Source organism: Salmonella sp. NW1250, from assembly GCF_051812965.1.
In the GTDB taxonomy this organism is placed as follows: Bacteria; Pseudomonadota; Gammaproteobacteria; order Enterobacterales; family Enterobacteriaceae; genus Salmonella; species Salmonella enterica.
This window is the reverse complement of sequence record NZ_JAMNDD010000004.1, coordinates 332,602-346,578: the sequence shown is the minus strand read 5'-3', so window position 1 is coordinate 346,578 and position 13,977 is coordinate 332,602. Positions and strand designations below refer to the sequence as shown.

At 55.4% G+C, this 13,977-nt stretch carries 11 protein-coding genes; 3 read left to right on the top strand and 8 right to left on the bottom strand.

What is annotated here, in order from left to right:
* Positions 1-264: 264 nt before the first annotated feature.
* The gene (malT, locus tag NBA72_RS09490; protein WP_000907030.1) at positions 265-2,970 is read left to right on the top strand and encodes an HTH-type transcriptional regulator MalT; all 2,706 of its coding nucleotides are present in this window, start codon (positions 265-267) and stop codon (positions 2,968-2,970) included.
* 141 nt (positions 2,971-3,111) lie between these two features.
* Here malT and NBA72_RS09485 read toward each other — a convergent pair whose 3' ends face one another.
* The 4 genes from NBA72_RS09485 to NBA72_RS09470 all read right to left on the bottom strand — a co-directional run bounded on the left by NBA72_RS09485 (position 3,112) and on the right by NBA72_RS09470 (position 7,822).
* Positions 3,112-3,672: a hypothetical protein gene (locus NBA72_RS09485; RefSeq protein ID WP_001650910.1), complete on the bottom strand. Its 561-nt coding sequence runs from the start codon at positions 3,670-3,672 to the stop codon at positions 3,112-3,114.
* The gene (rtcA, locus tag NBA72_RS09480; protein ID WP_042948458.1) at positions 3,669-4,703 is read right to left on the bottom strand and encodes an RNA 3'-terminal phosphate cyclase; all 1,035 of its coding nucleotides are present in this window, start codon (positions 4,701-4,703) and stop codon (positions 3,669-3,671) included. The genes NBA72_RS09485 and rtcA overlap by 4 nt, the downstream gene beginning before the upstream one ends.
* 3 nt (positions 4,704-4,706) lie before the next feature.
* On the bottom strand, positions 4,707-5,921 hold the full coding sequence (rtcB, locus tag NBA72_RS09475; protein WP_001105526.1) for an RNA-splicing ligase RtcB: 1,215 nt from the start codon (positions 5,919-5,921) through the stop codon (positions 4,707-4,709).
* Between the two features lie 347 nt (positions 5,922-6,268).
* Positions 6,269-7,822 (bottom strand): vWA domain-containing protein, encoded by a 1,554-nt coding sequence (locus tag NBA72_RS09470; RefSeq protein WP_042948461.1) that lies wholly within the window; start codon positions 7,820-7,822, stop codon positions 6,269-6,271.
* Positions 7,823-8,011: 189 nt separating this feature from the next.
* Here NBA72_RS09470 and rtcR point away from each other — a divergent pair, with 189 nt between their 5' ends.
* Positions 8,012-9,595: an RNA repair transcriptional activator RtcR gene (gene rtcR / locus NBA72_RS09465; RefSeq protein WP_042948463.1), complete on the top strand. Its 1,584-nt coding sequence runs from the start codon at positions 8,012-8,014 to the stop codon at positions 9,593-9,595.
* Here rtcR and NBA72_RS09460 read toward each other — a convergent pair.
* The 3 genes from NBA72_RS09460 to glpE form a co-directional block, all read right to left on the bottom strand.
* Positions 9,592-10,350: a DeoR/GlpR family transcriptional regulator gene (locus NBA72_RS09460; protein ID WP_000815085.1), complete on the bottom strand. Its 759-nt coding sequence runs from the start codon at positions 10,348-10,350 to the stop codon at positions 9,592-9,594. The genes rtcR and NBA72_RS09460 overlap by 4 nt on opposite strands.
* Positions 10,351-10,443: 93 nt before the next feature.
* Positions 10,444-11,274 carry a rhomboid family intramembrane serine protease GlpG gene (gene glpG, locus NBA72_RS09455; RefSeq protein ID WP_024146220.1) on the bottom strand — a complete coding sequence of 277 codons (831 nt, stop codon included), beginning with the start codon at positions 11,272-11,274 and terminating at the stop codon, positions 10,444-10,446.
* 75 nt (positions 11,275-11,349) lie between these two features.
* Positions 11,350-11,676: a thiosulfate sulfurtransferase GlpE gene (gene glpE / locus NBA72_RS09450; RefSeq protein WP_000434523.1), complete on the bottom strand. Its 327-nt coding sequence runs from the start codon at positions 11,674-11,676 to the stop codon at positions 11,350-11,352.
* A gap of 198 nt (positions 11,677-11,874) precedes the next feature.
* Here glpE and glpD point away from each other — a divergent pair, with 198 nt between their 5' ends.
* Positions 11,875-13,383 carry a glycerol-3-phosphate dehydrogenase gene (glpD, locus tag NBA72_RS09445; RefSeq protein ID WP_000448178.1) on the top strand — a complete coding sequence of 503 codons (1,509 nt, stop codon included), beginning with the start codon at positions 11,875-11,877 and terminating at the stop codon, positions 13,381-13,383.
* Positions 13,384-13,429: 46 nt separating this feature from the next.
* On the opposite strand, the gene NBA72_RS09440 is transcribed toward glpD, so the two are convergent.
* On the bottom strand, positions 13,430-13,975 hold the full coding sequence (locus NBA72_RS09440; protein ID WP_000393232.1) for a hypothetical protein: 546 nt from the start codon (positions 13,973-13,975) through the stop codon (positions 13,430-13,432).
* Positions 13,976-13,977: the final 2 nt, after the last annotated feature.

Sequence of the window (13,977 nt, the reverse complement as noted above, 5' to 3'; positions counted from 1 at the left end):
GCCATTGTGTTAAATCCGCATCATGTCCAGGACATTATTTACAATAACGAAAATATGACCTCAGCCCAGCTCTGACGCTCGTTTCAACCGCGCTGAATACTTTTTTAATACCGTTATTTAGAATTGTGACAGAGTGCAAATTCAGACACATAAAAAGTCTGCTTAGCTTGCATTAAAATGCTTTCTGGCCGACCTTATATCTATTAATTACGAAGCGCAAAAAAAATCGCAGTTCCCCCCATTTCCCACAGTGAAGTGATTGCTATGTTGATTCCGTCTAAATTAAGTCGTCCGGTTCGTCTCGACCATACCGTGGTTCGTGAGCGGCTGTTGGCTAAACTTTCCGGCGCGAACAATTTCAGGCTCGCCCTGGTAACCAGTCCTGCTGGCTATGGGAAAACCACGCTTGTCTCACAGTGGGCGGCGGGCAAAAATGAATTAGGCTGGTACTCTCTCGACGAAGGCGATAACCAGCAAGAGCGATTCGCCAGTTACTTAATTGCCGCTATCCAACAGGCCACCGGCGGACACTGCTCTACCAGCGAAGCGATGGCGCAAAAACGTCAGTACGCCAGCCTGACGTCCCTCTTCGCACAGCTCTTTATTGAACTGGCGCAGTGGCATCGCCCGCTTTATCTGGTGATTGACGACTACCATTTGATTACCAATCCGGTGATTCACGACGCGATGCGCTTTTTCTTACGGCATCAGCCGGAAAATTTCACCCTGGTGGTGTTATCGCGTAATTTGCCGCAACTGGGCATCGCTAACCTGCGCGTGCGCGATCAGCTGTTGGAAATCGGCAGCCAGCAGTTGGCTTTTAACCATCAGGAAGCAAAGCAATTTTTTGACCGTCGTCTTTCGTCGCCCATTGAAGCCGCTGAGAGCAGCCGCATGTGCGATGATGTGGCCGGTTGGGCCACTGCGCTACAGTTGATCGCCCTCTCCGCGCGCCAGAACCATACCTCTGCGCATCACTCCGCCCGCCGTCTTGCCGGGATTAATGCCAGCCACCTTTCTGATTATCTGGTGGACGAAGTACTGGATAACGTGGATGTCAGCACCCGACATTTCTTACTTAAAAGCGCGATCTTACGCTCAATGAATGACGCGTTGATCGTGCGCGTGACCGGCGAAGAAAACGGCCAGATGCGGCTGGAGGAGATTGAGCGCCAGGGGTTATTCCTGCAACGCATGGACGACACGGGCGAATGGTTTAGCTATCACCCGTTGTTTGGTAGCTTTCTGCGCCAGCGTTGCCAGTGGGAACTGGCGGCGGAACTGCCGGAGATCCACCGTGCGGCCGCGGAAAGCTGGATGGAACAGGGTTTTCCCAGCGAAGCTATACATCATGCGCTGGCGGCGGGTGACGCGCAAATGCTGCGCGATATCCTGCTTAACCATGCGTGGGGGCTGTTTAATCACAGTGAACTGGCGCTGCTGGAAGAGTCATTAAAAGCGCTGCCGTGGGAAAGCCTGCTGGAAAATCCGCGGCTGGTGTTGTTACAGGCCTGGCTGATGCAAAGCCAACACCGCTACAGCGAAGTGAATACGCTGCTGGCGCGCGCCGAGCAAGAGATCAAAGGGGTCATGGACGGCACACTGCATGCTGAATTTAACGCGCTGCGCGCCCAGGTCGCCATCAACGACGGCAATCCGGAAGAGGCAGAGCGGCTGGCGAAACTGGCGCTGGATGAGCTTCCTCTCGCCTGGTTTTATAGCCGTATTGTCGCGACCTCCGTTCACGGCGAAGTGCTGCACTGTAAAGGCGATCTCAGCCAGTCTTTATCGCTGATGCAGCAAACCGAACAAATGGCGCGCCATCATGACGTCTGGCATTACGCGCTGTGGAGCTTAATTCAACAAAGCGAAATTCAGTTCGCCCAGGGATTCCTGCAGGCCGCATGGGAAACGCAGGAGAGAGCCTTCCAGTTGATCAAAGAGCAACATCTGGAACAACTGCCGATGCATGAGTTTCTGGTACGTATCCGCGCGCAATTGCTGTGGGCGTGGGCGCGCCTTGACGAAGCGGAGGCCTCGGCGCGCAGCGGTATCGCTGTGCTGTCCACCTTCCAGCCGCAACAACAGTTGCAGTGCCTGACGCTACTGGTGCAGTGCTCGCTGGCGCGCGGCGATCTGGATAATGCCCGTAGTCAGCTTAACCGACTGGAAAATTTATTAGGCAATGGTCGTTATCACTGCGACTGGATCTCTAACGCCGATAAGGTGCGTGTCATTTACTGGCAGTTAACCGGCGACAAAAAATCCGCCGCCAACTGGTTACGCCATACGCCCAAACCGGCGTTTGCCAATAACCATTTTCTGCAAGGACAATGGCGGAATATCGCCCGCGCGCAGATCCTGCTGGGCGAATTCGAGCCTGCGGAAATCGTGCTGGAAGAGTTAAATGAGAATGCCCGTAGCCTGCGCTTAATGAGCGATTTAAACCGCAATCTGCTGTTACTCAATCAGCTTTACTGGCAATCCGGGCGGAAAAACGACGCCCAGCGCGTATTGCTTGATGCCTTACAGCTTGCCAACCGCACCGGATTTATCAGCCATTTTGTGATTGAAGGCGAAGCCATGGCGCAACAATTGCGTCAGCTGATTCAACTCAATACGCTGCCGGAGATGGAGCAGCATCGCGCGCAGCGCATCCTGCGAGAGATTAACCAACATCACCGGCATAAATTCGCCCATTTTGACGAAGGCTTCGTCGAGCGCCTGCTTAACCATCCGGATGTCCCGGAGCTTATTCGCACCAGCCCGCTCACCCAGCGTGAATGGCAGGTGTTAGGGCTTATCTATTCCGGTTACAGCAACGAACAGATTGCCGGCGAACTGGCGGTGGCCGCAACCACCATTAAGACGCATATCCGCAACCTCTACCAGAAACTCGGCGTCGCGCACCGTCAGGACGCGGTACAGCACGCGCAGCAGTTGCTGAAGATGATGGGGTACGGGGTTTAACGTGTGCCTGATAACGCTTCGCTTATCAGGCCTGTAGAGTCATTTTAAATCATATTGATATTGCTGGTTTTGTAGGCCGGGTAAGGCGTAGAGGCGTAGCCGCCATCCGGCATAAACGTAAATCCAGACGCTGAGTTGGCTTCAGGCCCGATGGCCGTCGCTCAGCCGCAGGTTAAATGGCGCCCATCCATCCGGCGGGTCCCACTCACCACTGCCATAAATAATGCCCTCCCGGATATCGTGAATAATGACGCCATCAATACCACACGGTTCCGATCGCCAGATAATGCCGGAACTCACGTTGATAAGAAACGTATACTGAAAGGTTGTGACCAGGAAATTCTCGCTCAGCGAGGCCTTATGATCCCAAACATCGGGTATTGAATAAATATGGCCAACATAATCATCAAGAAACAGGCTCTTAACCTGATGTGAATCCGTATCAAATAAGTGAACGTGCTGACCGTATAATATCGCAATAGTCTTATCATTATTCATGATGCCGCTGAAGCACTGCTCAACGATCCAGCGCCCCTCTTCCAGCGCGACAAAAAGACACAGCACGATAACCGGCTCGCCGTCCTGACTCACCAGCACTCTTCGCCGCATCGTTGAAGGGCCGGAAAAGGGATTAACATCCCTCTCCGGGATGGCGTCAGCAACGCGTTGTTCAGCATCAAGGAAATCAGCGTGGTATGTCATGATCCGCTATCCTTTTTACTTACCATAACCTGCACCATCTCCCTCGCCTCCTCCAGGTTGAACGTTACCGGCAAAAACCGTTCCACCACCGCAATATTGGTAAGCAAGTGAGCGGAAGCCCGCGCCACGGTAAACGCGCCTTCGCCCGCCAGCGCCAGCGGTAAAATCAGCTGGTCGGCCAGATGCTCTCCCACCGCTGCCGGGCTTGCGAGATAGCGCCGCGCTTCATGCGCAACCTGGTTAGCTACCGCTTCCGCGCTGGTGCCTTTTACGCCGAACGCGGCGAACAGTTCGGTTAACTGTTCGCTTTGGATCATCAGCGACAGCGCGTTGCCCGGCCCGCAGCCGCCTTCCAGCGCAACGACGTTTTTCTCCGCCTGCGGGAAGTGGGCTTCCAGCGTTGCGACTTCACGTTCGCCAACGTGGTGAGGCACCGAGGCCAGCAAAGCTTCGGCGGTGATACGCAGCGTCTCGCCGCGCGATATCAGCGTTAGACCGCGTAAAAACGCCGCCGGTTCGACGACCGTTGCCGCCGCGCCGCCGCCTGCCGGATAAAAGCCGTGTTTTATCAGTGTGGTGTGCTGGCTGATGCCCATCCTCGCCAACAGCGGCTCCCAGACGCGGCAAATAAAATCGGCGCTGGGCGCGGCCTGATTATGCGTCCCGCCGTGAACCTCCACGCGGGATGAACCATCGGCAAACCACAGCGCGGGCAGGACGGTTTGCAACACCAGCATACAACTGCCCGCGCTGCCAATCGCGAAACGGTACTCGCCGCCGCGAATCGGCCCCGGCGTAAAACGCAACTGTTGCGAGCCCAGCTCGTCGCCGTTCACCTGCGCGCCGCAGATTTCCGTTGCCGCCCGCACCGCCGTTAAATGCTGGCGTAGCAGCCCCGGTTTGGCGCGCCCGGCGCGGATGCCGCTCATTTCAAACGGCTGGCCGGTTATCATTGATAAACTCAGCGCCGAGCGCAAAATCTGCCCGCCGCCCTCTCCCTGTGCGCCATCCAGCGCGATGATCCTTGCCATTTTCTATCCTTTAACGCACACCACCTGCCGCAGGGTGTACATGATTTCCACCAGGTCAGACTGCGCCGCCATCACCGCATCAATATCTTTATACGCCATTGGGATCTCGTCGATCACATCCGCATCTTTACGGCATTCGACATGCGCGGTGGCGCGAATCTGATCGTCAACGCTAAACAGTTTCTTCGCTTTCGTTCGGCTCATCACACGCCCGGCGCCGTGGCTGCACGAACAGAACGACTCTTCGTTACCCAGCCCGCGCACGATAAAGCTTTTCGCCCCCATCGAACCGGGAATGATACCGAACTCACCGCGCCGCGCCGAAACCGCCCCTTTACGCGTCACATAGATCTCTTCGCCAAAGTGCTGCTCTTTTTGCACATAGTTATGGTGGCAGTTGATCTCGTCCATATCGAGGGCGATCGGTTTTTCCACGCAGCGCTGGAGCGCCGCCAGCGCGTTTTCCATCATCGCCTCGCGGTTCAGGCTGGCGAATTGCTGCGCCCAGTGTACCGCTTTCAGATAATCGTCAAAATATTCGCTTCCTTCATTAAAATACGCCAGATCGCGGGACGGCAGCGTTTCTAACTGCTCCTGCATTTCTTGCTGCGCCAGGCCGATAAAATAGGTGCCGATGGCGTTACCGATCCCGCGCGAACCGGAGTGCAGCATGATCCATACCCGATCGGTTTCATCCAGACAGATCTCAATAAAGTGGTTACCGGTTCCCAACGTTCCCAGGTGCTTATAGCTATTGGTATTCAAAAAGCGCGGATATTTTTGCGTTAACCACTGATATCCCGCTTCCAGTTGCGCCCATTTTTCATCAACGTTGGCGGGCGGGTTTCCCCATGCGCCCACATCGCGACGCCCGCGTCCGGTGGTACGCCCGTGAGGCACAGCGGCCTCTATGGCGTTACGCAGTTCCGCCAGATTTTCCGGCAGATCGGCCGCCGTTAAGCTGGTACGCAGCGCGTTCATTCCACAACCGATATCCACGCCCACCGCCGCCGGAATAATCGCCCCTTTCGTCGGGATCACGCTACCGATGGTCGATCCTTTCCCCAAATGCACATCCGGCATAACGGCAATATGTTTGAAAATAAACGGCATTTTCGCCGTATTGATCAGCTGCTGACGGGCATCGTCTTCTACCGGTACGCCTTTGGTCCACATTTTTACCGGTGCGTTCTGGGTGGTCATCAATTCGTAATTCATCATTTTTTTCTCGTTTTAATCATTAGGGTGGCGACAAGTTTATGTGAATACACCGCTCTACCATTGAGCTACAGAGCCGGGCTCTGACGGGTCTCGAACCCGCAACAAATGTAGATCCACAGGCATTCGCCAAAATAGGGTGGCACGACAAGTTAAGGTGAATCACCCGCTCTACCGTTGAGCTACAGGGCTAAGCCCCGGCAGGGTTCGAACCTGCGTCTGGCCATACAAGGTGTAGATCCACCAGCATTCGTGCCTTCAGCGTTGCGCGACAAATTCATAGTCGGGATGATACGCATCGGGAAAGATGTAATCCCGGCCAGCATTCGCGCCGCGCTGAATACTCTTTACAGCGTCACGGCTTCAATCTCTTCCAGCCAGTGCGCGCTGCCATAGTGACCGTTAACAAAGTTATCTATCACCGTAAACACCTCGTCGCTGAAGCCGCCGACGTTCAAAATATCGCTTCGTTCCGCCGCCTGCGTGGTGCCGTAAGGCAGCAGATCGATACACACCAGGCGCGCCTGCGGGTTGCGCTTTTTCAGTTCGATCCAGCATTCCATGGTGGCCGTTGAGCCATGGCGCGACTTATCAACCCACGATTCGTTATCCGACACCATAATCACCAGATCCACCCGCGCCCGCTCGTTCAACAACCTACGCAGCGGCGCGGAGCAGTTGGTGCCGCCGCCGCCAACCGCCGCCAGCTTTTGCGCGTTGTGCATAACCGACTGGCGCGCATCAAGCCGCACGTCGACCACATCGCATTCAAACGGCAGCACGCGGGCCTGCGGATGATTACGCAGCACGGCGGCGGCAATCAGCCCGGCAACGTCCACGCAGCGGATCTTACTGGTCGCCCCCTTGCGATAGCCGGTTATCGACGACTTCATCGACCCCGACACGTCCGGGCAGACCACCACATTCCCGCGAAACGGCGGAATGTTCTCCAGCGCGTACTCCATCGCCTGCGCTAAAGCCTCGCGAATAACCTGCGGCACGCTGCTTTGCAGATTGCTCCACGCCGACAACAGCTGATAAGGATAGACCCAGGACTGGCGCACCTGCGCCCTGTCCGCCAGCCGCTGCGCCACGCTGGCGGCAAGCGTTGCATTCTCAAACACGTCATGACGCGCCAGGGTATTCAAATTCATCCGCAACGTTTGCCAACTCATCCGCTGCGCCAGCTGTGCCCACTGTTCGCGACTCAGCGGCGCGTTGGTCAGCAGTAAAAACGGCACATCGGGTAAGGCCGCGCCCATGTCGCCTTCACGAAACGCCAGCAGCGCGCGCGTTTTTTCCGGCAGTTGCGTCTTATCGCACGGCTTACCAATCAGCCAGGCGAAGAAGGCTTCCTGCCACGCCGCCTGCGGCCGTGGGTGCACCATTTTGACGATATCCGCCAGCGACGGCGCATTGCCCACCGATGCCTGCAATAAACGCTCTTCGCTGGCGTTCTGCAACCAACGCTGCACCAGCTTCTTTGGCCGCGTTCCCAGCGAACGCCGCCCGGTCACGCCGCTGCGCAAAATTTGCACAAAGTTACGCAGCATCCGGCCATTGTTGATCACCCGCGCAAATACTACCGGCAGCAGCGCCGAACCACGCGCCGCCAGAATGGCGGTCAACAGCGCGAGCATATCCTTCATCATCCCGCGTTCGCGGCCATAAATCGCCAGTTGCGCTAAAAACAGATCGTCGAGATCTTTCGCCGTCGCCAGAACATCATTTAGCTGCGCCTGGCCGCTGGCATAAAAAGTCTCGTTCATGCAGCCGGTCATCACCATTTGCGCCAGTTTATGGCGCGGGGTGAAGGCAAAGGCCGCTGCGCCTTGCTGATTGCTGGCGTTGGCCAGCGGCGCGTCCCTTAACAGCGAACGGAACAAAAGTGGATTAGCCATTTGTTTTTCCCATTTCCGTTATTCTCCATGCCAGAGTTATTGCAACCAGCGTGCCAGAAAATAAATTATTTTTTAGTTTATTGATTTTTAACTAATTTATTTCTTTAGCGTTCAGGTGAAAGAAAAATGCCTGCACGGCAGCCATTAAAAAGCGATAAAATTATCTCGTCTTTTAGAAGGAAATCTAAGATGCGAAAAACGGTGGCCTTTGGTTTTGTCGGTACGGTACTCGACTATGCAGGACGCGGCAGTCAACGTTGGGAAAAATGGCGCCCCACTTTGTGTCTGTGTCAGCAGGAGACGCTGGTCGTTCACCGCCTGGAACTGCTGTACGATGCCCGCTCTCGCTCGCTGTTTGAAGGATTAAAGAAGGATATCGCCAGCGTCTCGCCGGAAACGGAAGTCGTCGGCGTAGAAATCGCGATCCGCAACCCGTGGGACTTCGAAGAGGTTTATGCCTGCCTGCACGATTTCGCCCGCAGCCATACCTTTCATCCCGAAGATGAAGACTATCTGATTCATATCACCACCGGCACTCACGTCGCGCAGATCTGCTGGTTCCTGCTGGCGGAGGCGCGCTATCTACCGGCGCGATTAGCGCAGACCTCGCCGCCGCGCAAAAAAGATAAACCGCATAGCACGGGCGACGTGACGATTATTGACCTCGACCTCAGCCGCTACAATGACATCGCCACCCGCTTCGCCCAGGAGCGGGAGGAGACGCTCAACTTCCTGAAGTCCGGCATTGCAACCCGCAACCCGTGTTTCAACCGGATGATTGAGCAAATTGAGCGCGTCGCGATACGCTCCCGTTCGCCAATCCTGCTCAACGGCCCGACCGGCGCGGGCAAGTCGTTTCTCGCCCGCCGCATCTATGAACTAAAACTGGCCCGCCACCAGTTCAGCGGCCCATTTGTCGAAGTGAACTGCGCCACCCTGCGCGGCGACACGGCGATGTCGGCGCTGTTCGGCCACGTTAAGGGGGCGTTTACCGGCGCGAGAGAGGAGCGTGCGGGACTGCTGCGCAGCGCCGACGGCGGCATGTTGTTTCTTGACGAAGTGGGAGAGCTGAGCGCGGATGAACAGGCCATGTTGCTGAAAGCCATTGAAGAGAAACGCTTTTACCCTTTCGGCAGCGACCAGCAGGTCAGCAGCGATTTCCAGTTGATTGCCGGCACGGTGCGCGACCTGCGCCAGCGAGTGGCGGAGGGGACATTCCGCGAAGACCTGTACGCGCGCATTAATCTCTGGACCTTCGAACTACCGGGCCTGCGTCAGCGCCAGGAAGATATTGAACCAAACCTTGACTACGAACTAGAACGCCACGCGGCGCTAACCGGCGACAGCGTGCGTTTTAATACCGAAGCGCGCCGCGCCTGGCTGAGCTTCGCCACCTCGCCGCAGGCCGCCTGGCGCGGTAACTTCCGCGAACTCTCCGCCAGCGTCACCCGCATGGCGACGCTGGCGGACAACGGGCGAATCACGGTCGAAACGGTAGACGATGAAATCGCGCGTTTGCGCTATAGCTGGAATGACCATCGCCCCTCCGCGCTCGACGGACTGCCGGGCATTGACGCAACGGCGCTGGATCTGTTTGACCGTATGCAACTGGAAAACGTCGTTGCCGTCTGCCGCCAGGCGAAAACCCTTTCCGACGCCGGGCGGCAGCTATTCAACGTTTCCCGTCAGGGGAAAGCCACGGTGAATGACGCTGACCGGCTGCGTAAGTACCTGGCGCGTTTTGGGCTGACGTGGGACGTTTTACAGAATTAACACAGCTCCAGTTGAATATGGTTCTCCGTCAACACCTGCATCACGCCCGGCGGCGGCAGGGTATCGGTGTAGACCGCATCGACCATACTAATGCTGCCCATGTTTACCATCGCGTTACGGCCAAATTTGGAGTGATCCACCACCAGCATCACGTGGCGCGAATTTTCGATAATCGCGCGCTTGGTGCGTACCTCATGGTAGTCAAATTCCAGCAATGAGCCGTCGCTATCAATACCGCTAATACCGAGAATGCCGAAATCGAGACGGAACTGGGCGATAAAGTCCTGCGTCGCTTCGCCAATAATGCCGCCGTCGCGGCTACGGAGTTCGCCGCCGGCGAGGATAATACGAAAATCCTCTTTCGCCATTAGCGTGTTCGCTACGTTCAAATTGTTGGTCACGATCCGCAAATTACTGTGCCCTAACAGGGCGTGCGCTACGGCTTCCGGCGTCGTGCCGATATCAATAAACAGCGTTGAACCATTGGGGATCTGGGCCGCGACTTTGCGAGCGATGCGCTCTTTTTCTTCCGTTTGCGTCGCCTTACGATCGTGCCACGGCGTGTTCACCGAGCTGGAGGGCAACGCCGCGCCGCCATGGTGGCGCAAAATCATATTCTGTTCCGCCAGATCGTTAAGATCCCGACGAATGGTTTGCGGGCTGACAGAAAAATGCTCCACCAGCTCTTCCGTACTGACGTACCCCTGTTTTTTCACCAGTTCAATGATCGCGTCATGCCGTTGTGTTTGTTTCATGAATAATCTCTGAAAGTAACCAACCTTGCGCCGGATAGCGGCATTCGCCCTACCCGGCCTGGAAAAATATCTCGACCACAGGCCGGATACGCCTCACGTTCGTTTTCGCGCATTCAGCGTATCAACAAAGGCCATCGCTAAACCGACGATAAGCCCGGCGATGTGCGCGCCGTTCGCCATAGACATGCCAAACCAGTCAAACCAACCAGCGACTATCCACAATAATGCAAAAATAATTAAGCCGCGCTGGAGGTAAATTCCGCTTTGCGGATCGCGCTCTCCGCGCAGCCACACGTAACCCATCAGCGCATAGACGACGCCGGACAGCCCACCAAACCACGGGCCGCTAAATTTCTGCTGTACATAGCCGCTTAGCAGCGCGCTTATCACCGTAATGACGATTAATTTACCGCTGCCCAGGCGCTTCTCTACCGCCCCGCCGAGATACCACCACCACAGCAGGTTAAAAAGAATATGCATCAGTGAGAAGTGCATAAAGATATGGGTGAAGTAGCGCCAGACTTCAAATTTTAAAACCGGATCGAACGGCCACGCCAGCCACACCATCACCGTCTGATCGCCGATGAGACTCATCGCGATATAGACCAGCACGCAGGCGAGCATCACGATCCAGGTAACAGGGCCGGCTCGTTCACGCAGCGTGGCGAGAAAGGGAAAACGGCGGTAGCGTAGCCCGCTGTTAGTCTGCCCGGACTGCCAGCTAGCCGCCAGATAACGCGGATGGCCGGGATTTTCTATAAACCGCGCCAGCTCGACCCGCACACGTTCGGCCTGAGATTCATCTGCCAGCCAGATATCGCTTTGATTATGTTGCTGAATAGTAAGAATGACGCCCTGGGTGGCCATATAATCAACAAATGCCTGCGCCACGCGAGGATTCGCAAAGGAAGTAATCATCAACATTATTGCTGTCGCTTAGTCCATACAAAAGAAGACAGTATATATACCCTTCTCGTCGGAGGCTGCATCTTTATGGGATTACGCGCCATTCGCGACATCGGCAGGGAAACGGCGATGCCAGGCCTCAAACCCGCCGTCAATGCTGTAAACCGCATCATAGCCTTGCTGGAGCAGATACTGCGCGGCGCCTTTACTACTGTTGCCGTGATAGCACATTACCATCACGGCGGTATCGAAACCATGCTCACGCATAAACGCGCCCAGCGTATCGTTAGTCAAGTGAAACGCCTGCGGCGCATGGCCCATGGCATAACTTTGCGGATCGCGAATATCGACCAGCACCGCCGCGCCCTGGTGCAGTTTCTGATACGCCTCTTCTACAGTGATACATTCAAATTGTTCCATGAATCGCTCTTTCATTATTGCCGGTGAAGCCAATTAAGGCATTTTATCGCCCAGTGTACGTTGACGGAGTAGCTTAACGCCATAATGTTATACATATCACTCTAAAATGTTTTTTCGATGTTACCAATAGCGCGTTTCTTTGCTATTATGTTCGATAACGAACATTTTTGAACTTTAACGAAAGTGCAAGAGGGCAGCATGGAAACCAAAGATCTGATCGTGATAGGCGGGGGCATTAACGGTGCAGGCATCGCGGCTGATGCCGCCGGACGCGGTTTGTCCGTACTCATGCTGGAAGCGCAGGATTTGGCCTGCGCAACCTCTTCCGCCAGTTCGAAACTTATCCACGGCGGCTTACGCTACCTTGAGCACTACGAGTTCCGCCTGGTCAGCGAAGCGCTGGCAGAACGTGAGGTGTTGTTGAAAATGGCGCCGCACATCGCCTTCCCGATGCGTTTTCGTCTGCCGCACCGCCCGCATTTACGTCCAGCCTGGATGATCCGCATCGGTCTGTTTATGTACGATCACCTCGGCAAACGTACCAGCTTACCCGGTTCCACCGGTGTGCGGTTTGGCGCAGATTCGGTGCTCAAACCTGAAATCGTGCGCGGATTCGAATATTCCGACTGCTGGGTAGACGATGCGCGTCTGGTGCTGGCTAACGCACAGATGGTGGTGCGTAAAGGCGGCGAAGTCCTTACCCGTACTCGCGCAACCGCCGCTCGTCGGGAAAATGGCCTGTGGATTGTCGAAGCGGAAGATATCGACACCGGTAAAAAATATGTCTGGCAGGCGCGCGGACTGGTTAACGCCACCGGACCGTGGGTCAAACAGTTCTTCGACGAAGGGATGCACCTGCCGTCGCCGTATGGCATCCGCCTGATCAAAGGCAGCCATATCGTCGTGCCGCGCGTCCATAATCAGAAGCAGGCGTATATTCTGCAAAACGAAGATAAGCGTATCGTCTTTGTCATTCCGTGGATGGAAGAGTTTTCGATCATTGGCACAACCGATGTCGAATATAAAGGCGATCCGAAAGCGGTAAAAATTGAAGAGAGCGAAATTAATTACCTGTTGAAGGTCTATAACGCGCACTTCCAGAAACAACTGGGGCGCGATGACATCGTCTGGACGTACTCCGGCGTCCGTCCGCTGTGCGATGATGAGTCCGACTCACCGCAGGCGATCACTCGCGATTATACCCTTGATATTCATGATGAAAACGGCAAAGCGCCGCTGCTTTCCGTGTTTGGCGGTAAGCTCACGACCTACCGTAAGCTGGCCGAACATGCGATGGAAAAACTGGCGTCTTATTATCCAGGCATCGGCCCGGCATGGACCAAAACGTGCGTACTGCCCGGCGGCGACATCGACGGCAGCCGCGAAGATTACGCGGCGAAGCTGCGTCGTCGTTACCCATTCCTGACGGAATCGCTGGCGCGCCACTATTCGCGCACTTACGGCAGCAACACGGAGTGGATTCTCGGCGAAGCCACGTCGCTGCTTGATTTAGGCGAAGATTTCGGTCATGAGTTTTACGAAGCGGAACTCAAGTACCTGGTGGATCACGAATGGGTGCGCCGTACTGAAGACGCTATCTGGCGTCGCACCAAAGAAGGCATGTGGCTGACCGCCGAGCAGCAATCCCGCATCACCCAGTGGCTGGCGGCGTATGTTGAGAAACACCAACTTTCACTGGCGTCGTAATAAAATCCGGGGCGGTTTATACCGCCCTTTTCGCCACATACCGCATTCACTCGCCGGGTTTTGTACAGCCGGGCATATGATTAGTGATACGGTAGCGATCAACACTTATTTTGGTAATAAAGAAGGGTTTTGCCCGCGCTTCACTATTCCAGAGAGTTTTCCCCGTTTTACACCAGCTTTTATGAGAAAAGTTGGCATAATGAACCACGCTCTCCTCCCCCAGCACGCTTTCAAAATGCGCGCGTTTATCACCGTCGGCCACGCTAAAGTCAGCATAAAAAAGATTGCTGTCCAGGTTAAACGTCATCTCTATTTCACTGGCGGACGATGGAAAGAACACAGGCAGCCAGGTCCAGATACCGGATTGCTCGGGTATGGCGGCATAATCAGGAAAATAGCTTACCTGGCGATCATCGCAGGCGGTCAGCACAGCGACGATGATTAATGCCGCACCACACCGAAGAACCTGATTAATCAGCTCAGCAACAATATCTTTATGCCACGAAGTGGATTCACGCCGTGCAATACGAATACCAGCGCCGCTGATCGGGTCTACGCCAACCAGTTCCACATATAGTTTAACCTCTTCCATTT